Genomic DNA, 22,021 nt, shown 5'->3' on the forward strand with positions numbered 1-22,021 from the left:
GGACTGGGGGAGTCATCGACACGAGAGAGAGAAACCGTGGCACTTGACGTGCTCAGCGACCTCAGCAAGGTCCGCAACATCGGCATCATGGCCCACATCGATGCCGGCAAGACGACGACGACGGAACGCATCCTCTACTACACCGGCGTGAACTACAAGATCGGCGAGACGCACGACGGCGCCTCGACGATGGACTGGATGGAGCAGGAGCAGGAGCGCGGCATCACCATCACGTCCGCTGCGACGACCTGCTACTGGGAAGACAACCAGTTCAACATCATCGACACCCCCGGCCACGTCGACTTCACGGTCGAGGTGGAGCGCTCGCTCCGCGTGCTCGATGGTGCCGTCGCCGTGTTCGACGGCAAGGAAGGCGTCGAGCCCCAGTCGGAGACCGTGTGGCGCCAGGCTGACAAGTACAACGTGCCGCGTGTCTGCTTCGTCAACAAGATGGACAAGCTCGGCGCGGACTTCTACTACACCATCAGCACCATCAAGGATCGCCTGGGAGCCAAGCCGCTCGTCATCCAGCTCCCGATCGGCGCTGAGTCCGACTTCCGCGGTGTCGTCGATCTCCTCGAGATGAAGGCCTACGAGTGGCCGGACGAGTCGAAGAAGGGCCAGGACATGACGGAGGTCGCCATTCCGGACGACCTCCAGGAGCGTGCTGAGGAGTACCGCGCGCAGCTCGTCGAGGATGCCGCTGAGGCGAACGACGACCTCATGGAGAAGTACCTCGAAGAGGGCGAGCTGACGATCGAGGAGATGAAGGCCGGCATCCGCCAGCTGACCATCGCTTCGCAGGCGTACCCCGTCATGTGCGGTTCGGCGTTCAAGAACAAGGGCATCCAGCTGGTGCTCAACGCAGTGACCGACTACCTGCCGTCCCCGCTCGACGTGCCCGCCATCGAGGGCCACCCGGTCGACAACGAGGACGAGGTCATCACGCGCGAGCCGGAGAAGGGCGGACCGTTCGCGGCGCTGGCCTTCAAGGTCGCCACTCACCCCTTCTTCGGATCGCTCACCTACGTGCGCGTGTATTCCGGCACGGTGAAGACCGGTGACCAGGTCGTCAACACGACCAACGGGAAGAAGGAGCGCGTCGGCAAGCTCTTCCAGATGCACTCCAACAAGGAGAACCCGGTGGAGCAGGCCTTCGCGGGCCACATCTACGCGTTCATCGGCCTCAAGGAGACGACGACCGGCGACACGCTCTGCGAGCCGGCCAACCCGATCGTGCTCGAGTCGATGTCCTTCCCGGATCCCGTCATCTTCGTCTCCATCGAGCCGAAGACGAAGGGCGATCAGGAGAAGCTCGGCACGGCGATCCAGAAGCTGGTGAAGGAGGATCCCACCTTCACGGTCAACCTCAACGAGGAGACCGGCCAGACGGAGATCGGCGGCATGGGCGAGCTGCACCTCGACGTGTTCGTGGACCGCATGAAGCGCGAGTTCAAGGTCGAGGCGAACATCGGCAAGCCCCAGGTCGCCTACCGCGAGACGATCCGTCGCGCCGTGCCGAAGATCGACTACACGCACAAGAAGCAGACCGGCGGTTCGGGACAGTTCGCCAAGGTCCAGGTCTCCATCGAGCCGATGGAGGTCGAGGGCGACAATGTCTTCGAGTTCGTGGATGCGATCACCGGTGGCCGCGTGCCCCGCGAGTACATCCCCAGCGTGGGCCAGGGCATCGAGTCCGCGATGCAGCTCGGCGTGCTGGCGGGCTACCCGCTCGTCGGCATCAAGGCGACGCTGCTCGACGGTGCGTACCACGACGTCGACTCCTCGGAGATGGCGTTCAAGATCGCCGGTTCGATGGTGCTCAAGGAAGCCGTTCCGCGTGCCGATCCCGTGCTGCTCGAGCCGGTCATGGATGTCGAGGTCCGTACTCCCGAGGAGTACATGGGCGACGTCATCGGTGACCTGAACTCGCGTCGTGGTCAGATCCAGTCGATGGAGGACGCCACCGGCGTCAAGGTCGTCAAGGCTCTGGTCCCGCTGTCGGAGATGTTCGGATACATCGGCGACCTGCGTTCGAAGACGCAGGGTCGTGCTGTGTACACGATGCTCTTCCACAGCTACGGAGAGGTTCCGAAGAACGTCGCCGACGAGATCATCCAGAAGGTCCGCGGCGGGGAGTGATCCTCACCCACCCGTGACATTGTGCGGGAGCCGATCGGCTGTCAGCATAGTCTCACTCATCTACCCACAATCCGGTTCTAGGATATGAACCGCATATCCTGCACCAAACACCAGGAGGAACCCAGTGGCAAAGGCCTCATTCGAAAGGACCAAGCCCCACGTCAACATCGGGACGATCGGGCACGTCGACCACGGTAAGACGACTCTTACCGCAGCGATCACAAAGGTCCTTGCAGACAAGTACCCGGACCTCAACGAGTCGCGGGCATTCGACCAGGTCGACAACGCGCCGGAAGAGAAGCAGCGCGGCATCACGATCAACGTGTCGCACGTCGAGTACCAGACGGAGACGCGCCACTACGCGCACGTCGACGCTCCGGGCCACGCTGACTACGTGAAGAACATGATCACGGGTGCAGCGCAGATGGACGGCGCGATCCTCGTGGTCGCAGCGACCGACGGCCCGATGCCGCAGACGCGTGAGCACGTGCTGCTCGCACGCCAGGTCGGCGTTCCGTACATCGTCGCCGCGCTGAACAAGTCGGACATGGTCGACGACGAGGAGCTCATCGAGCTCGTCGAGTTCGAGGTCCGCGACCTCCTCTCCTCGCAGGACTTCGACGGAGACAACGCACCGGTCGTGCCGGTGTCCGCTCTTAAGGCGCTCGAGGGCGACGAGAAGTGGGTCAAGTCCGTCGAAGACCTCATGGATGCCGTGGACGCGAACGTCCCGGAGCCGGAGCGCGACGTCGACAAGCCCTTCCTCATGCCTGTCGAGGATGTCTTCACGATCACCGGTCGCGGCACGGTCGTCACCGGTCGTGTGGAGCGCGGCGTGCTCCTCCCCAACGAGGAGATCGAGATCGTCGGCATCAAGGAGCACTCCTCCAAGACGACGGTCACCGCGATCGAGATGTTCCGCAAGACCCTGCCGGACGCCCGTGCGGGCGAGAACGTGGGACTCCTGCTCCGCGGCACGAAGCGCGAGGACGTCGAGCGCGGCCAGGTCATCGTGAAGCCGAACTCGATCACGCCTCACACGAACTTCGAGGCGCAGGTCTACATCCTCTCGAAGGATGAGGGCGGGCGTCACAACCCGTTCTACTCGAACTACCGTCCGCAGTTCTACTTCCGTACGACGGACGTCACCGGCGTCATCACGCTGCCCGAGGGCACCGAGATGGTCATGCCCGGCGACAACACCGACATGTCGGTCGAGCTGATCCAGCCGATCGCTATGGAGGAGGGCCTCCGCTTCGCCATCCGTGAGGGTGGACGCACGGTGGGCGCCGGTCGTGTCGTGTCTATCACCAAGTGATCTGAACGACTCTCTCGCAGGTCTGTGACCTGCGGCGGAATCCGCGAAGGGCCTCGGGGGCAATCCCGGGGCCCTTCGTCATGCACGCCGGCCGGTACCCCGGGACCGGTGTGGATTTGCGAGGACACGCCCGGCGTGCCAAGATAGTGTGGTTGTGATCCGGGACCACTGACCCCTGCACTGCGACGATGAGTCGCGAACGGTCCTGGAGGATCCGGCTGTTGAATCTGCACTCGTGCGGGTTCGAGCCGGGCAGCCATTGAACGAGTGTCGACACTCTGCCGCGAGGCAGATGCGACACGCCCGACCTCGGGGGTCGGTCACGTCAAGCCGGCGCAGACGCTCATCCGCAAGGAGGGCGTTGATGGCCGGGAAGTTCGAAAGGAAGAGACTTTCGCCATGGCGGGACAGAAGATCCGCATCCGGCTCAAGTCGTACGACCACGCTGTGATCGACAGTGCCGCACGCAAGATCGTGGACACAGTCACTCGCGCAGGCGCAACGGTCGTCGGCCCGGTGCCGCTGCCTACGGAGAAGAACGTGTACTGCGTCATCCGTTCGCCGCACAAGTACAAGGACAGCCGCGAGCACTTCGAGATGCGCACGCACAAGCGCCTCATCGACATCGTGGACCCGACGCCTAAGGCGGTCGATTCGCTCATGCGCCTCGACCTCGCCGATGACGTCAACATCGAGATCAAGCTCTGAGGGGGAGGACATGGCCAACACACGTTCCAAAGCTCTCCCCACCACCCGCAGCGTCAAGGGCATCCTGGGCACCAAGCTCGGCATGACCCAGGTGTGGGACGAGGACAACAACTTCGTGCCGGTGACCGTCGTGCAGGCGTCGCCGAACGTCGTGACCCAGATCCGCAGCGAAGAGGTCGACGGCTACTCCGCCGTGCAGATCGGCTTCGGAGACATGGACCCGCGCAAGGTCAACAAGCCTGACGCTGGCCACTTCGAGAAGGCCGGCGTCGCACCGCGTCGTCACCTCGTCGAGCTGCGCACGGCCGACTCCGCCGACTACGAGCTCGGTCAGGAGATCACGGCTGAGGTGTTCGAGTCCGGCGCGAAGATCGACGTCACCGCGACCACCAAGGGCAAGGGCACCGCAGGCGTCATGAAGCGCCACGGGTTCGCCGGTGTGGGCGCGTCGCACGGTCAGCACCGCAACCACCGCAAGGCCGGTTCGATCGGCGGCGCGGCGACCCCCGGGCGCGTATTCAAGGGCATGCGCATGGCCGGTCGCATGGGCGCCGTCCGTCACACGACTCAGAACCTCACCGTCCACTCGGTCGACGCGGACGCCGGACTGCTGCTCATCAAGGGTGCCGTCCCCGGCCCCAAGGGCGGAGTCGTTCTCGTTCGTACCTCTGCGAAGGAGGCATAAGAGATGACTGACACGAAGACCATCGATGTCATCGATGCGGACGGCGCGAAGGCCGGCACCGCTGAGCTCCCCAGCGCTGTGTTCGCCGTTCCGACGAACGTTCCGCTGATCCACCAGGTCGTGATCGCTCAGCTCGCCGCTGCGCGTCAGGGCACGCACAAGGCGAAGACCCGCGCCGAGGTCCGTGGCGGCGGCCGCAAGCCGTACCGCCAGAAGGGCACCGGCAACGCCCGTCAGGGCTCGATCCGCGCTCCGCAGTACGCGGGCGGCGGTATCGTGCACGGTCCGGTTCCGCGTGACTACTCGCAGCGGACGCCCAAGAAGATGAAGGCGGCCGCACTGCGCGGTGCGCTCTCCGACCGGGCGCGCCTCGATCGCGTGCACGTCGTCACCTCACTGGTGACCGGCGATGTGCCGTCGACCAAGATCGCGCGGGCAGCGCTCGCGAAGATCTCCGACCGCAGGAACAAGCTCGTCGTCATCGAGCGCGGCGACGATCTCACCCACCTGAGCGTGCGCAACCTGACGCGTGTCCACGTGCTTCCCGTCGATCAGCTCAACACGTACGACGTGCTGATGTCCGACGATGTCGTGTTCACCCAGGCCGCACTCGACGCCTTCCTCGCACGCACGGCCGGCACGGCCGCAGCGGCGAGCACAGAGGAGGACGCACAGTGAGCTCCGTGACCATCAAGGACCCGCGCGACATCATCATCGCGCCCGTCGTTTCCGAGAAGACCTACGCGCTCATGGACGAGGGGAAGTACACCTTCCTCGTCGACCCGCGGTCGAACAAGTCGGAGATCAAGTACGCCATCGAGGCGATCTTCGGCGTCAAGGTCGACCGGGTCAACACCCTCAACCGCCAGGGCAAGGTCCGCCGGACGCGTACCGGCACGGGCAAGCGCAACGACACGAAGCGTGCGATCGTCAGCCTCAAGCAGGGCGACATCGACATCTTCGGCGGCGCGCTCTGAGCGCCGGCTGACAGGTAAGGATTAGAAGACAATGGGAATCCGTAAGCACAAGCCGACGACCCCGGGCCGCCGTGGCAGCTCCGTCGCCGACTTCGTCGAAGTGACCCGGTCGACACCGGAGAAGTCGCTTCTTCGTCCCCTCCCGAAAAAAGGCGGACGCAACAGCAACGGTCGTGTGACCACGCGCCACCAGGGCGGCGGTCACAAGCGCCAGTACCGCGTCATCGACTTCCGTCGCCATGACAAGGACGGCGTCGAAGCGCGCGTCGCGCACATCGAATACGACCCGAACCGCACAGCGCGCATCGCGCTGCTGCACTACGTGGATGGCACCAAGCGCTACATCATCGCTCCGACCAAGCTCAAGCAGGGCGACGTCATCGAAGCTGGTGCTGACGCAGACATCAAGCCCGGCAACAGCCTGCAGCTGCGCAACGTGCCCGTGGGCACCGTCGTGCACGCGGTGGAGCTCCGTCCCGGCGGCGGCGCGAAGATCGCGCGCTCCGCGGGATCGTCGGTGCAGCTCGTGGCGAAGGACGGCCCGTATGCGCAGCTGCGCATGCCGTCCGGTGAGATCCGCAACGTCGATGCGCGCTGCCGCGCGACGATCGGCGAGGTGGGCAACTCCGAGCAGTCGAACATCAGTTGGGGCAAGGCAGGACGCATGCGCTGGAAGGGCCACCGCCCCTCCGTCCGCGGTGTCGTGATGAACCCGATCGATCACCCGCACGGTGGTGGCGAGGGCAAGACTTCGGGTGGACGCCACCCGGTCAGCCCGTGGGGTCAGGCCGAAGGCCGGACCCGTCGTCCGAACAAGGAAAGCGACAAGTACATCGTGCGTCGCCGTCGCACCGGCAAGAAGCGCTGATAGGGAGCCTCACACATGCCTCGCAGTCTGAAGAAGGGCCCCTTCGTCGACGAGCACCTCTACAAGAAGGTTGCTGCTCAGAACGAAAAGGGCACGAAGAATGTCATCAAGACCTGGTCCCGCCGCTCGATGATCATCCCGGATTTCCTGGGACACACGATCGCCGTGCACGACGGCCGCAAGCACGTTCCCGTGTTTGTCACCGAAGCGATGGTCGGGCACAAGCTCGGCGAGTTCGCACCGACGCGGATGTTCCGCGGCCACGACAAGGACGACCGGAAGGGCCGTCGCCGCTGACGCGGTGCGCCCACGGTCTCTGAGACTGAAGGAAGTAGGAAACGATGGAAGCCAAGGCGAAGGTGCGCTACCTGCGCGTCACGCCCCAGAAGGCTCGCCGCGTCGTCGACCTCATTCGTGGTCAGCAGGCGTCGGAAGCCCTCGCGGTGCTCAAGTTCGCAGAGCAGTCTGTGTCCGATCCGCTGTACAAGCTGGTCGCTTCGGGCGTCGCCAACGCACGCCAGACGGCCGACAAGCTGGGCGAAGCGTTCGATGAGGACGAGCTCGTCATCACCCAGGCGTTCGTGGACGAAGGACCGACCATGCGTCGATTCCGTCCCCGCGCGCAGGGTCGGGCCGGCCGCATCAACAAGCGCACGAGCCACATCACAGTGGTTCTCGCATCCGGCGACGACATCCCGGCTGACCGGAAGGGGAACCGCTGATGGGTCAGAAGATCAATCCCAACGGATTCCGACTCGGAATCACCACGGACCACCGCTCGAAGTGGTTCGCGGACTCGTCGAAGGCTGGTCAGCGCTACGCCGACTACCTCGGCGAGGACATCAAGATCCGCACGCTGCTGAGCACCGGACTTGAGCGCGCGGGCATCTCGCGCGTCAACATCGAGCGCACCCGTGATCGCGTCCGTGTGGATATCCGCACGGCTCGTCCCGGCATCGTGATCGGCCGCCGCGGTGCGGAAGCCGATCGCATCCGTGGAGACCTCGAGAAGCTCACGGGCAAGCAGATCCAGCTCAACATCCTCGAGGTGAAGAACGCCGAGGTCGACGCGCAGCTCGTTGCGCAGGGCGTCGGTGAGCAGCTCGCCAGCCGCGTGGCATTCCGCCGCGCGATGCGCAAGGCCATCCAGAGCGCTCAGCGCGCTGGTGCCAAGGGCATCCGCGTGCAGTGCTCGGGCCGACTGGGCGGTGCTGAGATGAGCCGGTCGGAGTTCTACCGCGAAGGTCGTGTGCCGCTGCACACCCTGCGCGCGAACATCGACTACGGCTTCTACGAGGCGCAGACGACCTTCGGCCGCATCGGCGTGAAGGTCTGGATCTACAAGGGCGACTTCACCGACAAGGAGCTCGCTGCGCAGGAGGCTTCGCAGCCTTCGGGTCGCGGTGGACCCCGCGGCGGTGGCGCCGGCGGACCTGCGGCACGTGGACGCCAGCGCGGCGGACGCGGACGCGGACGCAGCGGTGACGCCCAGCAGAAGACGACAGAGAACACTGCTGAGGCCGCTCCTGCGGCCGAAGCCGGATCGGAGGGCTGACCATGCTCATCCCACGCCGTGTCAAGTACCGCAAGCAGCACCACCCGGGCCGCCGCGGAATGTCCAAGGGCGGCAACACCGTCACGTTCGGTGACTGGGGAATCCAGGCCATCGAACCGGCGTACGTGACGAACCGTCAGATCGAAGCGGCTCGTATCGCCATGACGCGCCACATCAAGCGCGGCGGAAAGGTCTGGATCACGATCTACCCGGACCGTCCGCTGACGAAGAAGCCTGCTGAGACCCGCATGGGTTCAGGCAAGGGCTCGCCTGAGTGGTGGGTCGCGAATGTGAAGCCGGGTCGAGTGATGTTCGAGCTCGCCGGTGTGTCCGAGGAAGTCGCTCGTGAGGCACTGCGCCTCGCGATCCACAAGCTTCCGCTCAAGGCCCGCATCGTGCGGCGCGAAGGTGGTGAATGAGAATGGCTATCGGTTCCAAGGATCTCTCCATGGACGCGCTCGATGGTTTCGACAACGAGCGTCTCGCCGAGGAGCTGAAGAAGGCCAAGGCCGAACTCTTCAACCTCCGCTTCCAGACGGCCACCGGCCAGCTGGAGAGCCATGGCCGCCTCAAGGCCGTCCGTCGCGACATCGCACGGATCTACACGGTGCTCAACGAGCGCAAGCTTGCAATCCGGACCGATCCGTCCGCTGCGAAGGAAGAGGATAAGTGATGGCCGAGCAGACTCAGACTCCGGTCGAGCGCGGCTCGCGCAAGACCGCCCGCGGGTACGTCGTCTCCGACAAGATGGCCAAGACCATCGTCGTCGAGGTCGAGGACCGCAAGATGCACCGCCTCTACGGCAAGGTGCTGCGCAGTACCAGCAAGATCAGTGTCCATGACGAGGAGAACAGCGCCGGCATCGGCGACCTCGTCGTCGTGGCCGAGACCCGTCCGCTGTCGGCGTCCAAGCACTGGCGACTCGTCGAAATCGTCGAACGCGCCAAGTGACCCAGACGCTGCCCCCGTCCCTCCCGGTCCCGCCTCTTCCGCGGCGGCTACCGGGAACCGGGGGTGAGCGGACGGCTGCCCCATATCCGTTCCGCCAGGCTCGCGAACACGTGAGAACCGGCGAGACGACAGGAGAGAACAAGTGATTCAGCAGGAGTCGCGACTCAAGGTCGCCGACAACACGGGTGCGAAGGTGATCCACACCATCCGTGTGCTCGGCGGCTCCGGCCGGCGCTATGCCGGCATCGGCGACACGATCGTCGCCACCGTCAAGGATGCTATCCCCGGCGGAAACGTCAAGAAGGGCGACATCGTGAAAGCGGTCGTCGTCCGCACCGCCAAGGAGCGTCGTCGTCCGGATGGCTCGTACATCCGCTTCGACGAGAACGCCGCCGTCATCCTCAAGACCGACGGCGAACCCCGTGGCACCCGCATCTTCGGCCCTGTGGGCCGTGAGCTGCGCGACAAGAAGTTCATGAAGATCATCTCGCTGGCTCCGGAGGTGCTGTGATCATGGCGAAGTTCAAGATCAAGAAGGGCGATCTCGTACAGGTGATCGCCGGCGCACGTCAGGAGCGCGGCGGCGACCGCGGCAAGCAGGGCAAGGTCCTCGAGGTCTACCCCGAGCGCAATCGCGTGCTCGTCGAAGGCGTCAACCGCGTCTCGAAGCACCGCAAGCCGACGCAGACCGCATCCGGCTCCACTGCCGGCGGCATTGAGATCCACGAAGCCCCCGTTCACATCTCGAACGTGATGCTGGTGGATCCCAAGGACAACAAGCCGACGCGTGTGGGCTACCGCGAGGAGACCGTCGAGCGCGACGGCCGCTCTCGGACCGTCCGCGTGCGCGTGTCGCGTCGTACCGGGGAGGACATCTGATGACTGAGACAACTCACGCCCGCCCGGCCCCGCGCCTCAAGCAGGTCTACCGCGACGATGTCGTCGGCAAGCTGCAGGAGGAGTTCGGCTACTCGAACCCCATGCAGGTGCCCGGCCTCGTCAAGGCCGTCGTGAACATGGGTGTCGGTGACGCCGCGCGCGATTCGAAGCTCATCGAGGGTGCGATCCAGGATCTGACCCTCATCACGGGCCAGAAGCCCGTCGTCACGCGAGCTCGGAAGTCCATCGCGCAGTTCAAGCTGCGCGAGGAGCAGCCCATCGGCGCTCACGTGACGATGCGCGGCGCTCGCATGTGGGAGTTCGTGGACCGCGTCGTGTCATTGGCGCTGCCCCGTATCCGCGACTTCCGCGGTCTGTCCGACCGCCAGTTCGACGGAAACGGCAACTACACGTTCGGCCTCACGGAGCAGTCGATGTTCCACGAGATCGATCAGGACAAGATCGATCGGGTCCGCGGTATGGACATCACGATCGTGACGACTGCCAAGACGGACGACGAGGGACGCGCTCTTCTGCGCCACCTCGGCTTCCCGTTCAAGAAAAACTGAACCTCTACGTTGAAGGTCCCCGCCTCACGGCGGGGAAACCGTGACGAGGAAGGGCACGAGCCCACATGACTATGACCGATCCCGTCGCAGACATGCTGACACGTCTGCGCAACGCGAACTCGGCGTACCACGAGGACGTGAGCATGCCTTACAGCAAGCTCAAGTCTCGTATCGCCGAGATCCTCAAGAGCGAGGGCTACATCTCCGACTGGCGCGTCTCCGACGCCGAAGTGGGGAAGACCCTGGAGCTCGATCTGAAGTTCGGACCCAACCGTGAGCGTTCGATCGCCGGCATCCGCCGCGTGTCGAAGCCGGGTCTCCGCGTGTACGCCAAGTCGAACGGCCTTCCGAGGGTGCTCGGCGGACTCGGCATCGCGATCCTCTCGACCTCGTCGGGACTCCTCACGGACAAGCAAGCAGGCAAGCAGGGCGTGGGCGGCGAAGTCCTCGCGTACGTCTGGTAACGGGAAGGAGGAGAAACTTATGTCACGCATTGGCAAGCATCCCATCTCCGTTCCCTCCGGCGTCGACGTCACCGTCGATGGCCAGGACGTTCGCGTGAAGGGCCCCAAGGGTGAGCACTCGTTCACCGTGCCGGCCCCGATCTCCGCGTCCCTCGAGGACGGCACGATCACCGTGTCGCGTCCGGACGAGGAGCGCGAATCACGTTCGCTCCACGGTCTGACGCGCACGCTGATCAACAACATGATCGTCGGCGTCTCGGAGGGCTATTCGAAGTCCCTCGAGATCGTCGGCACCGGCTATCGCGTGCAGGCCAAGGGAACGAACCTCGAGTTCGCCCTGGGCTACAGCCACTCGATCACGGTCGAGGCTCCGGAGGGCATCTCCTTCGCAGTCGAGGGTCAGAACAAGGTGACGGTGTCCGGCACCGACAAGCAGCAGGTCGGAGAGGTCGCCGCTAATATCCGGAAGCTCCGGAAGCCCGAGCCCTACAAGGGCAAGGGTGTTCGTTACGCCGGCGAGAATGTCCGTCGCAAAGTCGGAAAGGCTGGTAAGTGACCATGGCCTTCGGAAAGAAGCAGAGCTACGGCAAGGGCAAGACCGCCGCACGTATCCGGCGCCACGCCCGACTCCGCAAGCACATCAGTGGCACCGCCGAGCGTCCGCGCCTCGCGGTCACTCGCTCATCGCGCCACGTGTTCGTCCAGGTCATCGACGATGCAGCCGGCCTCACGCTGGCTTCGGCATCCTCGATGGAGGCGGACCTCCGCGGTGCGAGCGACGAGAAGACCGCCAAGGCGCACCGCGTCGGCGAGCTCGTTGCTGAACGTGCCAAGGCAGCTGGAGTCGAGACAGTGGTCTTCGACCGTGGTGGCAACGCCTACCACGGCCGTGTGGCCGCAGTCGCCGACGGAGCACGTGAAGGAGGACTCGCACTGTGAGCACTGAAGAGAACAAGGCGGCGCAGCCCGCTGAGGCCCAGCCCGATGCGCAGCAGCAGGCGCCGGCCTCCGACGCCGGTGACCGCGGTCGCGGTCGTGGCCGGGGTCGTGGGGACGGCGGCAACCGCCGCGGGAACCGCTCGGACCGCGAAGACAAGAACCAGTTCATCGAGCACGTCATCACCATCAACCGCGTCTCGAAGGTGGTGAAGGGCGGACGTCGCTTCGCCTTCACCGCTCTCGTCGTGGTGGGTGACGGTGACGGCATGGTCGGCATGGGCTACGGCAAGGCCAAGGAAGTTCCCTCGGCCATCGCCAAGGGTGTCGAGGAGGCGAAGAAGAACTTCTTCCGCGTCCCCCGCATCCGGAAGACGATCCCGCACCCGATCACCGCGGAGAAGGCAGCCGGCGTCGTCCTGCTGCGTCCCGCGGCTCCGGGCACCGGCGTCATCGCGGGCGGACCCGTCCGCGCCGTGCTGGATGCCGCGGGTGTCCACGACATCCTCTCGAAGTCGCTGGGCTCCTCGAACGCGATCAACATCGTGCACGCCACGATCGCCGCGCTCAAGGGCCTCGAGCGTCCCGAAGAGGTCGCAGCACGTCGTGGCCTGTCCGTCGACGAGGTTGCTCCTGAAGCACTCCTCCGTGCAGCTGAAAGCGGGGCGACGTCCTGATGGCCAAGCTCAAGATCACCCAGCTGAAGTCTGATATCGGTGGCAAGAAGAACCAGCGCGAGACCCTGCGCACGCTCGGTCTCAAGCGGATCGACGATGTCGTGGTGAAGGATGACCGTCCTGAGATCCGCGGCATGGTGAACGTCGTGAGCCACCTCGTCACCTGGGAAGAGGTGGACTGATATGGCAGAAGAGAACGCACTCAAGCTGCATCACCTGCGTCCCGCTCCCGGCTCCAATACCGCGAAGACCCGTGTGGGTCGCGGTGAGGCCGGCAAGGGCGGAAAGACCGCGGGCCGCGGCACCAAGGGCACACAGGCCCGCTACCAGGTGCCGCACGGCTTCGAGGGTGGGCAGACGCCGCTGCACATGCGGCTGCCCAAGCTGCGCGGGTTCAAGAACCCGAGCAAGGTGACCTTCCAGGTCGTCAACCTCGACAAGCTGTCCGTGCTCTTCCCGAAGGGCGGCGACGTGACTGTCGCCGATCTCGTCGAGAAGGGCGCCGTCCGCGCCAACCAGCCCGTCAAGGTGCTGGGGACCGGCGAGATCACCGTTGCGATCAACATCACGGCGGACAAGGTCTCCGGTTCCGCGGAGCAGAAGATCGTTGCGGCCGGAGGGTCGGTCACGACCGCCTGACGCTCGCAAGACGCATCACCCTGTGGGGCACAGCCGATTCGGCTGTGCCCCACAGTCGTCTGCGGTGCCGCCGACGATTCGGTGGGGTTCCAGCGCACTGATAGAGTTTCTCGAGGAATATTGTCGTTTCGTCGTCGATCCTTGTCTTGGACCTGCCGGTCGCAAGCGCGAGTTGCCGAGTCCCCCTCAACGCGGACCGTGCTCGCCGTGCGTCCGCCGGACCTCCTCCCGGACCGGCGCACGCTCATCAGGAGGACGAGTGCTCGGAGCTGTAGGGCGCGCTTTCAGGACGCCTGACCTTCGCAACAAGCTGCTCTTCACCCTCGGGATCATCGTGCTCTTCCGGCTCGGTTCTTTCATCCCGTCGCCGGGGATCGATTATGCGCAGGTGCAGGAATGCGTCGCTTCGCCCCAGCTCACGCAGGGTGCGTTCGGCATGATCAACCTCTTCTCGGGTGGAGCTCTGCTCCAGCTGTCGATCTTCGCGCTGGGGATCATGCCGTACATCACGGCGAGCATCATCACCCAGCTGCTGCGCGTCGTCATCCCCCGGTTCGAGGCGCTCCACAAGGAGGGTGCCTCCGGGCAGGCGAAGCTCACGCAGTACACCCGCTACATGACGCTGGGCCTCGCCGTCCTCAACGCGACGACGCTCGTGTCGACGGTGCGCACCGGAGCCCTGTTCGGGAACGTCGAGGGCTGCCAGGACCTCATCATCAATGACACCTGGTGGGGCATCGGCATCATCATCATGACGATGACCGCCGGCACCGGCCTCATCATGTGGCTGGGTGAGCAGATCACCGAGCGCGGCGTCGGCAACGGCATGTCGCTGCTCATCTTCACCTCGATCGCCGCGGGCTTCCCGTCCTCGTTCGGCAACATCCTCAACTCGCAGGGCATCGACATCTTCCTGCTGGTGATCCTCGTGGGCCTCGTGATCGTGTGCCTGGTCGTGTTCGTCGAGCAGTCGCAGCGGCGCATCCCGGTCCAGTACGCGAAGCGCATGGTGGGCCGTCGCATGTTCGGCGGCACATCCACGTACATCCCGATCAAGGTGAACCAGGCCGGCGTCATCCCGGTCATCTTCTCCTCGTCGGTCCTGTACCTGCCCAGCCTGATCTCGCAGTTCGGCGACCCCGAGGACCAGTGGGTCCAGTGGATCGGCACCTACTTCACGCAGGGCGACCACCCGATCTACATGGTCACCTACTTCATCCTCACGATCTTCTTCACGTTCTTCTACGTGGCGATCACGTTCAACCCCGAAGAGGTCGCGGACAACATGAAGCGCTACGGCGGCTTCATCCCCGGGATCCGTGCGGGCCGGCCCACGGAGCAGTACCTCAGCTACGTGCTGACGCGCATCACGCTTCCCGGCTCGCTCTACCTGGGCTGCGTCGCGCTCATCCCGCTCGTCGCACTGGTCCTCATCAATGCGAACCAGGACTTCCCGTTCGGCGGCACCTCGCTGCTGATCATCGTCGGCGTCGGCCTGGAGACGGTCAAGCAGATCAACTCCCAGATGCAGCAGCGCCACTACGAGGGCCTGCTGCGCTGATCCGAACCGGCACCCGGTGACCGGAGCATCCAGGGCCCAGAGCCCGGGATGCTCCGCGCCGCGGCCGGTGTCGGACGGCGACCTCGGCCCTGCCACATAGAGAAAAGGAATCTCATGAGCACTCGCATCATCCTGATCGGACCCCCCGGGGCGGGGAAGGGCACGCAGGCTGCCCGACTCAGCGAGGCACTGGACGTCCCCGCGATCTCCACGGGCGACATCTTCCGGGCCAACGTCAAAGGCGAGACGGAGCTGGGCAAGACCGCCAAGCGGTACATGGACGCGGGGGAGTACGTCCCCGACGAGGTGACCAACTCGATGGTGGCGGACCGACTGTCCCAGGAGGACGCGAAGGGCGGCTTCCTGCTCGACGGCTACCCGCGCACGCAGGCCCAGGTGGAAGAGCTCGACGGGATGCTCGAGGCTGCCGGGCACTCGCTGGACCACGTCGTCGAACTCACCGCCGATGTCGACGAGGTCGTCGGTCGTCTGCTGGCCCGCGCGTCCCTCCAGGGTCGTTCGGACGACACCGAGGACGTCATCAGGCACCGCCTCGACGTGTACGCGGAGCAGACGCAGCCTCTCACGGAGATCTATGCGCAGCGCGGACTCCTCAAGCAGGTCGACGGCCTCGGTGAGGTCGAGGCGATCACGGGCCGGATCCTCGAGGCGATCGGCCGCTGATGTTTGATTCGGTCGAGCTGAAGAGCGACCAGCAGATCCGCACGATGCGTCGTGCGGGACTCGTCACACGGGCGGCCCTGGAGGCCGCCCGTGCGGCGTGTGTGCCGGGTGCTACGACGTCGGACATCGATGCGGCCGGTGCGAAGGTCATCGCGGACATGGGCGCCACGTCGAACTTCAAGGGCTACCACGGTTTCCCCGGCACGCTGTGCGTGTCGGTCAACGAGGTCGTCGTCCATGGGATCCCGGGCGACCGCGTCCTGGAGCAGGGCGACATGGTGTCGATCGACGGCGGTGCGATCGTCGACGGTCTGCACGGCGATTCGGCGATCACGGTGTTCGTCGGCGGTGAGGAAGCGGCCGATCCAGCCCATGTGCGGATCTCTCGGACCACCGAGGAGATCATGTGGGCGGGCATCGCCGCGATGGCGACGGGCCGGAAGGTCGGTGAGATCGGTGCGGCCATCGAGGAGCGTGCGCAGCAGCTCGCTCCGGACCTGGGCCTCATCGAGGACTTCACCGGGCACGGGATCGGGTCGCAGATGCACATGGAGCCCGAGGTCCTGAACTACCGCGCGAAGCGCATGGGCCCCAAGCTGAAGCCGGGGATGTGCCTGGCCGTCGAGCCGATGCTGGTGGGCGGCGGCATCGACACGAAGACCCTCGCTGACGACTGGACGGTCGTGACCGTCGACGGGGCCCGTGCCAGCCACTGGGAGCATTCCGTGGCCCGGCACGCCGGAGGCATCTGGGTGCTCACCTCCCCGGACGGGGGAGCGGAGCGGCTCAGGCCCTACGGCGTCGCCCCCGTGCCGCTGGACTGAACCGGTACCGCTGGACTGAACCGGCACTGCTGCGGGTACCCGGTCAGCCCACGGTGAGGTCGACAGTCACGAGATCCGGACCGCCGTGATCATTTCGTGACCACAATGAACACAAGTTCCGTCATGGCGGGTCGGCTGGCAGAGTCGGCGTAGCGATGCACGCGCGATGTCGTGTGCAGATGCGGACAGACATCGAAACGAAGGATGAACGAATGGCACACCCCACCACGGGTAAGCGCTTCGTCGCTCTGAGCGCGGCTGTCGCGCTGGGCTTCGGCGGCGCGATGATCGCGGGCCCTGCGTCCGCGGCTCCGAGCACGGACCTCAAGACTGCTGCGGCAGAGGCATTCACCAGCAGCGAGAGCATCGCGGCCATCGGCCACGGCGAGGACGGCTCGCTCGTCGCGCAGGTCGTCGCGGGCTCCGATGAGGCCGAGGTCGAGAAGGCCCTCGAGCCCGCCAACGCGGTCGCGCAGGACCAGACCGGTGAGGACCTCGTCGTCCAGGAAGTCGCATCGACCTACTCCACCCAGAGCCCGGAGCCGTCGAGCACGGCGACCGACGGCGCTGCCTACGAGGCATCCGACGATGTCGTCGCCGGTGCCGGCTACGTCGTGGAGACCTCTGCCGGGGCGGGGCTGTGCTCCGTCGGCTTCCCGGCGACCGGTCCCGAGGGCGAGGACGCGATCATCACCGCGGGCCACTGCTCCGGCGGTGAGGCCACGGGCGACGTGTACGTCGAGCGCCCCTCGACGTCGAACGTCTTCACCGACAGCTACGACACCGCGGAGTGGGACCAGTCCCGCAAGCTCGGTGAGTTCACGCACTCGCAGTACGGCCCGAAGGTGCTCGGCGACGTCGAGACGGACGCAGACCTCGATCCTGAGCAGATGCAGGACTTCGCCGTCATCACGGTCGACGAGTCGGCCGGCTTCAACCTCATCGGCGAGGCGGCGACGTGGAGCGAGGAGTCCGGCCAGGCCGACGACCTCGCGTCCGACACCACCGACATCACCGGTGTGCACGACGTGACGAGCGAGGACATCGGCTCGGAGGTCTTCCACTCCGGACGGACCACCGGCAAGACGGCAGGCGACATCGGCTGGGACGAGTCCAACGGCAAGGTGTCGATCGGCATCGTCGACGGCTACGCGCCCGTCACAGACGACGCGGGCAACGAATACATGGTCTACGGCTTCGCCTCGGAGACCAACGTCGCCGGCGGCGACTCCGGCGGCGCCGTCATGATGGGCGACAAGGCTGTGGGCGTCGTGTCCGGCGGCATCGAGGCGAGCGCTGACATGCCCGCCATGCTGTGGACCGCAGAGCTGGCCGAGGGCCTCACGCACCTCCCCGGCGACTACGAGATCAAGACGTCCGGCGAATCGACCGAGGATCCCTCGGAGACGCCGTCCGAGGACCCCACGGAGGAGCCCACCGAGGATCCGACCACACCGGCGCCGACTCCCACGGAGACGGATGACGCGGATGTGGACGCGGAACTGTCCGTCGACCCGCAGGAGATCGCCGCTGAGCGCTTCCTCGCAGAGGACGAGGAGCAGGCCGAGTCCGACGACCGCGGTGTGAAGTACACGGTCGAGGGCGTGGAGCCGGGCTCCGAGGTCCTCTTCGAGACCTTCACCGGTTCGGACGCGGCTTCGGCCAACGCAGGTTCCGAAGAGGCTCCTGCTGAGGAGACCGACCAGGAGCCGGCCAAGTCGATCACCGTCACGGCCAATGAGGACGGCGTCGCGCAGTCCCGCATCTGGGGCATGACGACTGCCGAGGCCGAGGCCTACATCGGTGAGTACGACGTGGTCGCTCAGACTGAGGAAGAGACCCTCGAGGGCTCCTTCTCCGTCGTCGCCGGTGACGGCGACCAGGGCGAAGGCGGCGACGAGGGCGAGGGCGGCGAGGACCTGCCCCGCACGGGTTCGACCGTCGCACCGCTGGCTGCAGGCGCAGCCGGACTGGTCGCACTCGGTGGCGCTCTGGTCTACGTCGCACGTCGTCGTCAGGCCTGAGTCACAGCACTCATGTGGCGGTGACGCGGGCGTGACCCGCTGATCCGCACGAAGGGGCGCAGGGGAGACCCTGCGCCCCTTCGTCATGCCCGCAGCACCCGCGCGGCCCGGTAGCGTGTACGGTGCGGTGCCCCTCCAGGCGCACTGCACCGACCGGAAGGAGTTCGACCGATGGCCTCTGATGAGCAGACCAGCAGCATCCTGCAGGGCCGGTGGGAGGCGGAGGTCCCCACCACAGCGTTCCTCGAGTTCCGCGGACCCGCACCCGTCGGCGGCCTGCTCGGCGGGAAGCCGGGCGAAGGCGTGCTGTCCGGCTCAGACGGATGCAACGGCGTCGGCGGCTGGTACGCACCGGACGGCGAGACGGCGACCATCCGGCGCGGCCTGAGCACACTCAAGGCATGTCCCGGGGTGGACACATGGCTGTCGAAGGCCTCCTCTGTGCGCGCAGACGGAACTGTTCTCCACGTCTACGACGGGACCGGCGAAGAGATCGGCGTGCTGACGCGCGCGGAGACGTGAGCGGAGTCCTGATCGGGGACCCTGATCAGACACCCGGATCAGCGCAGCGACGGCCCCACGTTCACGCTGATGAACGCGCGCCGCAGCTGTCGCTCGGACAGGTAGAGGTCCGTTCGGCGCAGGGCCGGGCTCTCGCCGCCGCCCACCGGGTTGCGGACATGCAGTCTCACCGGCGCACCGGAGTCGGGTCGGCCGTCTTCTGTGCAGCGGAGTGCCCGCACTGCGGTGTACACGTGGGCATCCATGAAGGCGATGCGGCCGGTGCCGTCCTCGCGCGCGACTGTGAAGGAGCCCCGGGGGCGGGCGAGCGTCGACAGCACTACGGGCCGCCCCGCGTCCAGCCACTCCGCGATGTGCTCGACGGTGCGCGGGACGGGGCGCGCGGGACACCACCGTCCGGTGAGCAGCAGGAGGCCGATCCCCGCGAAGTCATTCTGGAGGCGACGATAGGACCCGTTCGCCCAGACCGCCGCGGCGGCCTTCTCGATGAGCGACGCGGCGTTCGGCCGCCGCCTGCGGTCGCCGGCGCGATGTGCGACAGGGACCCGCGTGCTCACGACGACCCGGCGACGCCGCACCGGGAGGAACGGGATCCGCCGGAGGATGGGCACGGCGAGGGCCGGTTCGAGGAGATCGATCGCTGTGAGCCGCACCGATGGATCCGCGGTCCCGGATTCGCCCCGGGTGGGCCCAGCAGCGGGGGTGGCCGAACCTTCGGAGGAGATCAGCCCCTGCAGGAAGCCCGGTCGGACCTGCTCGCAGGCGGACATCACGGCCACCAGCCAGCAGTCGCCCAACCGACCCTGCCGCACGCGGGGGCGGCGCGATGTCAGCGCACTCCTCGGCACGGACACGAAGCGCTGGGGCCCGCGGGGGACCGGCTCGAGACCCGGCGCCCAGCGCAGGACCTCGAGGGCCCGACGACTGGACAGGGTCGGCCAGAGCCGCTCCCACAGGCGCGCACCGGGAGACGGGCGGAGTCCGCGCATGAGCATCCGGAGGAGGGCCTCGGGAGCGGGGACGGCCGTGAGGGACGTGGTCTGAGCGCGATCGAGGATCCGTGCCGCGGCCATCCGATCCGCCGGCGCGGCGGCCGGGTGCAGGAGAGTCGGCAGCACGCGGTGCGCGAGCCTGCGCGTGGGGCCGTCGAGCGCGAGCGACCTGTCCGGCGGGTCGGTGGCCTGGGGCATGGGACGCTCCTCCGGCGTGTCCACCTTGCGCGGGTCAGGCCATGTGGCGTATGAGTCCGCGGTGCTGTAGAGTGTTCTCTTGGCCTGTGACCACGGGACGTCTGTGCACGCTGCAGGGTGATCGATGTGTGGAGAGTCTATCCACGATGGTCCACCAGTGAGGTGCAGCAGGCTCCCGGACGCTCAGGCTGCCGGTCGACGAGGGGCGAAGCCCTGACAAGACGAACGACACGCGGTGATACCGCGGGAAATTGAGGGTGAGAACACACATGGCCAAAAAAGAAGGGGTCATCGAGATCGAGGGAACCGTGCTGGAAGCGCTTCCGAACGCCTCGTTCAAGGTCGAGCTGACCAATGGCCACAAGGTTCTCGCTCACATCTCCGGCAAGATGCGTCAGCACTACATCCGCATCCTGCCTGAGGACCGGGTCGTCGTGGAGCTTTCTCCCTACGACCTGTCGCGCGGCCGCATCGTCTACCGGTACAAGTAAGCAAACACGATCGCTTCGACGATTTCGCAGGCGCTGCCCCGGGGGTACTCGGGGCATTCGCGGTGGAAGAAGGAACAGCTATGAAGGTGAAGCCCAGCGTCAAGCCGATCTGTGAGAAGTGCAAGGTCATCCGTCGCCACAGCCGCGTCATGGTGATCTGCGAGAACCCGCGCCATAAGCAGCGTCAGGGCTGATCGTACCCACTTCGGGCAGATCTGGCGTCGCTCTCGACTGATCGGGAGCGAGCCGCACACCCACGCAGACCTCGCCCCCCGCACCGCAGGGATCCCAGTGATCCGCTGCAGGCGGGACGACACCCTCGGTCGGAGGCCGGGGACCCACGGGACATCCCGGGGGAGAAGGACTGCAGCAGCACCTCCGAATCAATGAGAAGGAAGAACAGATGGCACGTCTTGCCGGAGTCGACATCCCCCGTGAGAAGCGGGTGGAGGTCGCCCTGACATACATCTATGGTGTGGGCCGCACGCGTGCGCGCCAGACCCTGACGGAGACCGGCGTCAGCCCGTCGACCCGTGTGAAAGACCTGACCGATGCGGAGCTGATCCAGCTGCGCGACTACATCGAAGGCACCTTCAAGGTGGAGGGCGACCTCCGCCGCGAGGTCTCCGCCGACATCCGCCGCAAGGTCGAGATCGGCTCCTACGAAGGCCTCCGCCACCGCCGCGGTCTGCCCGTGCGTGGACAGCGCACGAAGACCAATGCGCGCACCCGCAAGGGTCCCAAGCGCACCGTGGCCGGTAAGAAGAAGTAATCCTTCCAGGATCGATCAGGAGTTTCGACGAATATGCCTCCCAAGACACGCACAGCTGCGCGCAAGACGCGCCGCAGCCTGAAGAAGAACATCGTCGCCGGTCAGGCGCACATCAAGTCCACGTTCAACAACACGATCGTGTCCATCACGGACCCGTCGGGAGCCGTCATCTCGTGGGCGTCCTCCGGTGAGGTCGGCTTCAAGGGCTCGCGCAAGTCGACGCCCTACGCCGCTCAGATGGCCGCGGAGTCCGCTGCCCGTCGCGCACAGGAGCACGGCCTCAAGAAGGTCGACGTCTTCGTGAAGGGCCCGGGCTCGGGACGTGAGACCGCGATCCGCTCGCTGCAGGCCGCCGGCCTCGAGCTGGGCACGATCCAGGACGTCACCCCCACCCCGCACAACGGCTGCCGTCCGCCCAAGCGTCGGCGCGGCTGATCCGCACCGGCCGCGGCCCGACACCCCGGCGATGCTCCTTCGGGACATCGCAGCAGGGTGCCGCGGGTCGCAGCCGGACCTTCAACCGCCAGCGTTTCGAGCACGTCCCCGCCGCGTGCTCTTGAATGCCCGCGAACGTCATATAGCGGA

32 protein-coding genes are annotated in these 22,021 nt (G+C 66.1%); 31 read left to right on the forward strand and 1 reads right to left on the reverse strand.

What is annotated here, in order from left to right:
* Positions 1 to 36: 36 nt before the first annotated feature.
* The 27 genes from fusA (at position 37) to FM105_RS09610 (ending at position 18,983) form a co-directional block, all read left to right on the forward strand.
* Complete coding sequence (gene fusA / locus FM105_RS09480) at positions 37 to 2,142, forward strand: elongation factor G (RefSeq protein WP_087007624.1); 2,106 nt, start codon at positions 37 to 39, stop codon at positions 2,140 to 2,142.
* Between the two features lie 124 nt (positions 2,143 to 2,266).
* On the forward strand, positions 2,267 to 3,460 hold the full coding sequence (tuf, locus tag FM105_RS09485; RefSeq protein ID WP_087007625.1) for an elongation factor Tu: 1,194 nt from the start codon (positions 2,267 to 2,269) through the stop codon (positions 3,458 to 3,460).
* Between the two features lie 399 nt (positions 3,461 to 3,859).
* The gene (gene rpsJ / locus FM105_RS09490; protein WP_009379191.1) at positions 3,860 to 4,168 is read left to right on the forward strand and encodes a 30S ribosomal protein S10; all 309 of its coding nucleotides are present in this window, start codon (positions 3,860 to 3,862) and stop codon (positions 4,166 to 4,168) included.
* A gap of 10 nt (positions 4,169 to 4,178) precedes the next feature.
* Positions 4,179 to 4,853 carry a 50S ribosomal protein L3 gene (gene rplC, locus FM105_RS09495; protein ID WP_087007627.1) on the forward strand — a complete coding sequence of 225 codons (675 nt, stop codon included), beginning with the start codon at positions 4,179 to 4,181 and terminating at the stop codon, positions 4,851 to 4,853.
* A 3-nt stretch (positions 4,854 to 4,856) separates the two neighbouring features.
* Positions 4,857 to 5,531, forward strand: a complete 675-nt coding sequence (gene rplD / locus FM105_RS09500; protein ID WP_087007629.1) for a 50S ribosomal protein L4 — start codon at positions 4,857 to 4,859, stop codon at positions 5,529 to 5,531.
* Positions 5,528 to 5,830, forward strand: a complete 303-nt coding sequence (gene rplW / locus FM105_RS09505; protein WP_179207138.1) for a 50S ribosomal protein L23 — start codon at positions 5,528 to 5,530, stop codon at positions 5,828 to 5,830. Before rplD ends, rplW begins: the two co-directional genes overlap by 4 nt.
* 31 nt (positions 5,831 to 5,861) lie before the next feature.
* Positions 5,862 to 6,698, forward strand: a complete 837-nt coding sequence (gene rplB, locus FM105_RS09510) for a 50S ribosomal protein L2 (protein ID WP_087007631.1) — start codon at positions 5,862 to 5,864, stop codon at positions 6,696 to 6,698.
* Positions 6,699 to 6,713: 15 nt separating this feature from the next.
* Positions 6,714 to 6,995, forward strand: a complete 282-nt coding sequence (gene rpsS, locus FM105_RS09515; protein ID WP_087007633.1) for a 30S ribosomal protein S19 — start codon at positions 6,714 to 6,716, stop codon at positions 6,993 to 6,995.
* Positions 6,996 to 7,039: 44 nt separating this feature from the next.
* Positions 7,040 to 7,420, forward strand: a complete 381-nt coding sequence (gene rplV / locus FM105_RS09520; protein WP_087007634.1) for a 50S ribosomal protein L22 — start codon at positions 7,040 to 7,042, stop codon at positions 7,418 to 7,420.
* Complete coding sequence (gene rpsC, locus FM105_RS09525) at positions 7,420 to 8,253, forward strand: 30S ribosomal protein S3 (RefSeq protein WP_087007636.1); 834 nt, start codon at positions 7,420 to 7,422, stop codon at positions 8,251 to 8,253. Before rplV ends, rpsC begins: the two co-directional genes overlap by 1 nt.
* A 2-nt stretch (positions 8,254 to 8,255) precedes the next feature.
* Complete coding sequence (gene rplP / locus FM105_RS09530) at positions 8,256 to 8,672, forward strand: 50S ribosomal protein L16 (protein WP_087007638.1); 417 nt, start codon at positions 8,256 to 8,258, stop codon at positions 8,670 to 8,672.
* Positions 8,673 to 8,674: 2 nt separating this feature from the next.
* Positions 8,675 to 8,926, forward strand: coding sequence for a 50S ribosomal protein L29 (gene rpmC / locus FM105_RS09535; protein ID WP_087007641.1), 252 nt, complete (start codon positions 8,675 to 8,677; stop codon positions 8,924 to 8,926).
* The gene (rpsQ, locus tag FM105_RS09540) at positions 8,926 to 9,204 is read left to right on the forward strand and encodes a 30S ribosomal protein S17 (protein ID WP_087007643.1); all 279 of its coding nucleotides are present in this window, start codon (positions 8,926 to 8,928) and stop codon (positions 9,202 to 9,204) included. The genes rpmC and rpsQ overlap by 1 nt, the downstream gene beginning before the upstream one ends.
* Positions 9,205 to 9,346: 142 nt before the next feature.
* Entirely contained in the window at positions 9,347 to 9,715 is a 369-nt protein-coding gene (gene rplN / locus FM105_RS09545; protein ID WP_087007645.1) for a 50S ribosomal protein L14, read from the forward strand.
* Between the two features lie 2 nt (positions 9,716 to 9,717).
* Positions 9,718 to 10,083: a 50S ribosomal protein L24 gene (gene rplX, locus FM105_RS09550; RefSeq protein ID WP_143275862.1), complete on the forward strand. Its 366-nt coding sequence runs from the start codon at positions 9,718 to 9,720 to the stop codon at positions 10,081 to 10,083.
* On the forward strand, positions 10,083 to 10,652 hold the full coding sequence (rplE, locus tag FM105_RS09555; protein ID WP_087007647.1) for a 50S ribosomal protein L5: 570 nt from the start codon (positions 10,083 to 10,085) through the stop codon (positions 10,650 to 10,652). The genes rplX and rplE overlap by 1 nt, the downstream gene beginning before the upstream one ends.
* Before the next feature lie 65 nt (positions 10,653 to 10,717).
* Positions 10,718 to 11,116: a 30S ribosomal protein S8 gene (rpsH, locus tag FM105_RS09560; RefSeq protein ID WP_087007649.1), complete on the forward strand. Its 399-nt coding sequence runs from the start codon at positions 10,718 to 10,720 to the stop codon at positions 11,114 to 11,116.
* A 19-nt stretch (positions 11,117 to 11,135) separates the two neighbouring features.
* Entirely contained in the window at positions 11,136 to 11,672 is a 537-nt protein-coding gene (gene rplF / locus FM105_RS09565) for a 50S ribosomal protein L6 (protein ID WP_087007651.1), read from the forward strand.
* Between the two features lie 2 nt (positions 11,673 to 11,674).
* Entirely contained in the window at positions 11,675 to 12,055 is a 381-nt protein-coding gene (gene rplR / locus FM105_RS09570; RefSeq protein ID WP_087007653.1) for a 50S ribosomal protein L18, read from the forward strand.
* Complete coding sequence (gene rpsE / locus FM105_RS09575) at positions 12,052 to 12,729, forward strand: 30S ribosomal protein S5 (RefSeq protein WP_087007655.1); 678 nt, start codon at positions 12,052 to 12,054, stop codon at positions 12,727 to 12,729. Before rplR ends, rpsE begins: the two co-directional genes overlap by 4 nt.
* On the forward strand, positions 12,729 to 12,911 hold the full coding sequence (gene rpmD / locus FM105_RS09580; RefSeq protein WP_087007657.1) for a 50S ribosomal protein L30: 183 nt from the start codon (positions 12,729 to 12,731) through the stop codon (positions 12,909 to 12,911). The genes rpsE and rpmD overlap by 1 nt, the downstream gene beginning before the upstream one ends.
* Before the next feature lies 1 nt (position 12,912).
* Positions 12,913 to 13,368 carry a 50S ribosomal protein L15 gene (gene rplO / locus FM105_RS09585; RefSeq protein ID WP_087007659.1) on the forward strand — a complete coding sequence of 152 codons (456 nt, stop codon included), beginning with the start codon at positions 12,913 to 12,915 and terminating at the stop codon, positions 13,366 to 13,368.
* A 259-nt stretch (positions 13,369 to 13,627) separates the two neighbouring features.
* Positions 13,628 to 14,929 carry a preprotein translocase subunit SecY gene (gene secY, locus FM105_RS09590; RefSeq protein WP_087007661.1) on the forward strand — a complete coding sequence of 434 codons (1,302 nt, stop codon included), beginning with the start codon at positions 13,628 to 13,630 and terminating at the stop codon, positions 14,927 to 14,929.
* A 114-nt stretch (positions 14,930 to 15,043) separates the two neighbouring features.
* Positions 15,044 to 15,613, forward strand: a complete 570-nt coding sequence (locus tag FM105_RS09595) for an adenylate kinase (protein ID WP_087007663.1) — start codon at positions 15,044 to 15,046, stop codon at positions 15,611 to 15,613.
* Complete coding sequence (gene map, locus FM105_RS09600; protein ID WP_087007665.1) at positions 15,613 to 16,437, forward strand: type I methionyl aminopeptidase; 825 nt, start codon at positions 15,613 to 15,615, stop codon at positions 16,435 to 16,437. Before FM105_RS09595 ends, map begins: the two co-directional genes overlap by 1 nt.
* 212 nt (positions 16,438 to 16,649) lie before the next feature.
* Positions 16,650 to 18,461: a trypsin-like serine protease gene (locus FM105_RS09605; RefSeq protein WP_087007667.1), complete on the forward strand. Its 1,812-nt coding sequence runs from the start codon at positions 16,650 to 16,652 to the stop codon at positions 18,459 to 18,461.
* 171 nt (positions 18,462 to 18,632) lie between these two features.
* Entirely contained in the window at positions 18,633 to 18,983 is a 351-nt protein-coding gene (locus tag FM105_RS09610) for an META domain-containing protein (protein ID WP_087007669.1), read from the forward strand.
* A gap of 38 nt (positions 18,984 to 19,021) precedes the next feature.
* On the opposite strand, the gene FM105_RS09615 is transcribed toward FM105_RS09610, so the two are convergent.
* Entirely contained in the window at positions 19,022 to 20,173 is a 1,152-nt protein-coding gene (locus tag FM105_RS09615; RefSeq protein ID WP_087007671.1) for a hypothetical protein, read from the reverse strand.
* Between the two features lie 269 nt (positions 20,174 to 20,442).
* On the opposite strand from FM105_RS09615, the gene infA reads away from it, so the two are divergent.
* The 4 genes from infA (at position 20,443) to rpsK (ending at position 21,871) form a co-directional block, all read left to right on the forward strand.
* The gene (infA, locus tag FM105_RS09620; protein WP_087007673.1) at positions 20,443 to 20,664 is read left to right on the forward strand and encodes a translation initiation factor IF-1; all 222 of its coding nucleotides are present in this window, start codon (positions 20,443 to 20,445) and stop codon (positions 20,662 to 20,664) included.
* An 80-nt stretch (positions 20,665 to 20,744) separates the two neighbouring features.
* Complete coding sequence (rpmJ, locus tag FM105_RS09625) at positions 20,745 to 20,858, forward strand: 50S ribosomal protein L36 (protein ID WP_019159373.1); 114 nt, start codon at positions 20,745 to 20,747, stop codon at positions 20,856 to 20,858.
* Positions 20,859 to 21,067: 209 nt separating this feature from the next.
* Entirely contained in the window at positions 21,068 to 21,436 is a 369-nt protein-coding gene (gene rpsM, locus FM105_RS09630) for a 30S ribosomal protein S13 (RefSeq protein WP_087007675.1), read from the forward strand.
* Between the two features lie 33 nt (positions 21,437 to 21,469).
* Complete coding sequence (rpsK, locus tag FM105_RS09635) at positions 21,470 to 21,871, forward strand: 30S ribosomal protein S11 (RefSeq protein ID WP_087007677.1); 402 nt, start codon at positions 21,470 to 21,472, stop codon at positions 21,869 to 21,871.
* Positions 21,872 to 22,021: the final 150 nt, after the last annotated feature.

Source organism: Brevibacterium yomogidense (genome assembly GCF_900163715.1).
GTDB lineage: Bacteria > Actinomycetota > Actinomycetes > Actinomycetales > Brevibacteriaceae > Brevibacterium > Brevibacterium yomogidense_A.

Excerpts from the sequence above, each read along its gene's own strand:
- rpsJ (WP_009379191.1), top strand. The coding sequence starts at position 3,860 with ATGGCGGGACAGAAGATCCGCATCCGGCTCAAGTCGTACGACCACGCT.
- rplC (WP_087007627.1), top strand. The coding sequence starts at position 4,179 with ATGGCCAACACACGTTCCAAAGCTCTCCCCACCACCCGCAGCGTCAAG.
- rplD (WP_087007629.1), top strand. The coding sequence starts at position 4,857 with ATGACTGACACGAAGACCATCGATGTCATCGATGCGGACGGCGCGAAG.
- rplB (WP_087007631.1), top strand. The coding sequence starts at position 5,862 with ATGGGAATCCGTAAGCACAAGCCGACGACCCCGGGCCGCCGTGGCAGC.
- rpsS (WP_087007633.1), top strand. The coding sequence starts at position 6,714 with ATGCCTCGCAGTCTGAAGAAGGGCCCCTTCGTCGACGAGCACCTCTAC.
- rplV (WP_087007634.1), top strand. The coding sequence starts at position 7,040 with ATGGAAGCCAAGGCGAAGGTGCGCTACCTGCGCGTCACGCCCCAGAAG.
- rpsC (WP_087007636.1), top strand. The coding sequence starts at position 7,420 with ATGGGTCAGAAGATCAATCCCAACGGATTCCGACTCGGAATCACCACG.
- rplP (WP_087007638.1), top strand. The coding sequence starts at position 8,256 with ATGCTCATCCCACGCCGTGTCAAGTACCGCAAGCAGCACCACCCGGGC.
- rpmC (WP_087007641.1), top strand. The coding sequence starts at position 8,675 with ATGGCTATCGGTTCCAAGGATCTCTCCATGGACGCGCTCGATGGTTTC.
- rpsQ (WP_087007643.1), top strand. The coding sequence starts at position 8,926 with ATGGCCGAGCAGACTCAGACTCCGGTCGAGCGCGGCTCGCGCAAGACC.
- rplX (WP_143275862.1), top strand. The coding sequence starts at position 9,718 with ATGGCGAAGTTCAAGATCAAGAAGGGCGATCTCGTACAGGTGATCGCC.
- rplE (WP_087007647.1), top strand. The coding sequence starts at position 10,083 with ATGACTGAGACAACTCACGCCCGCCCGGCCCCGCGCCTCAAGCAGGTC.
- rpsH (WP_087007649.1), top strand. The coding sequence starts at position 10,718 with ATGACTATGACCGATCCCGTCGCAGACATGCTGACACGTCTGCGCAAC.
- rplF (WP_087007651.1), top strand. The coding sequence starts at position 11,136 with ATGTCACGCATTGGCAAGCATCCCATCTCCGTTCCCTCCGGCGTCGAC.
- rplR (WP_087007653.1), top strand. The coding sequence starts at position 11,675 with ATGGCCTTCGGAAAGAAGCAGAGCTACGGCAAGGGCAAGACCGCCGCA.
- rpmD (WP_087007657.1), top strand. The coding sequence starts at position 12,729 with ATGGCCAAGCTCAAGATCACCCAGCTGAAGTCTGATATCGGTGGCAAG.
- rplO (WP_087007659.1), top strand. The coding sequence starts at position 12,913 with ATGGCAGAAGAGAACGCACTCAAGCTGCATCACCTGCGTCCCGCTCCC.
- FM105_RS09595 (WP_087007663.1), top strand. The coding sequence starts at position 15,044 with ATGAGCACTCGCATCATCCTGATCGGACCCCCCGGGGCGGGGAAGGGC.
- map (WP_087007665.1), top strand. The coding sequence starts at position 15,613 with ATGTTTGATTCGGTCGAGCTGAAGAGCGACCAGCAGATCCGCACGATG.
- FM105_RS09605 (WP_087007667.1), top strand. The coding sequence starts at position 16,650 with ATGGCACACCCCACCACGGGTAAGCGCTTCGTCGCTCTGAGCGCGGCT.
- FM105_RS09610 (WP_087007669.1), top strand. The coding sequence starts at position 18,633 with ATGGCCTCTGATGAGCAGACCAGCAGCATCCTGCAGGGCCGGTGGGAG.
- FM105_RS09615 (WP_087007671.1), bottom strand. The coding sequence starts at position 20,173 with ATGCCCCAGGCCACCGACCCGCCGGACAGGTCGCTCGCGCTCGACGGC.
- infA (WP_087007673.1), top strand. The coding sequence starts at position 20,443 with ATGGCCAAAAAAGAAGGGGTCATCGAGATCGAGGGAACCGTGCTGGAA.
- rpmJ (WP_019159373.1), top strand. The coding sequence starts at position 20,745 with ATGAAGGTGAAGCCCAGCGTCAAGCCGATCTGTGAGAAGTGCAAGGTC.
- rpsM (WP_087007675.1), top strand. The coding sequence starts at position 21,068 with ATGGCACGTCTTGCCGGAGTCGACATCCCCCGTGAGAAGCGGGTGGAG.
- rpsK (WP_087007677.1), top strand. The coding sequence starts at position 21,470 with ATGCCTCCCAAGACACGCACAGCTGCGCGCAAGACGCGCCGCAGCCTG.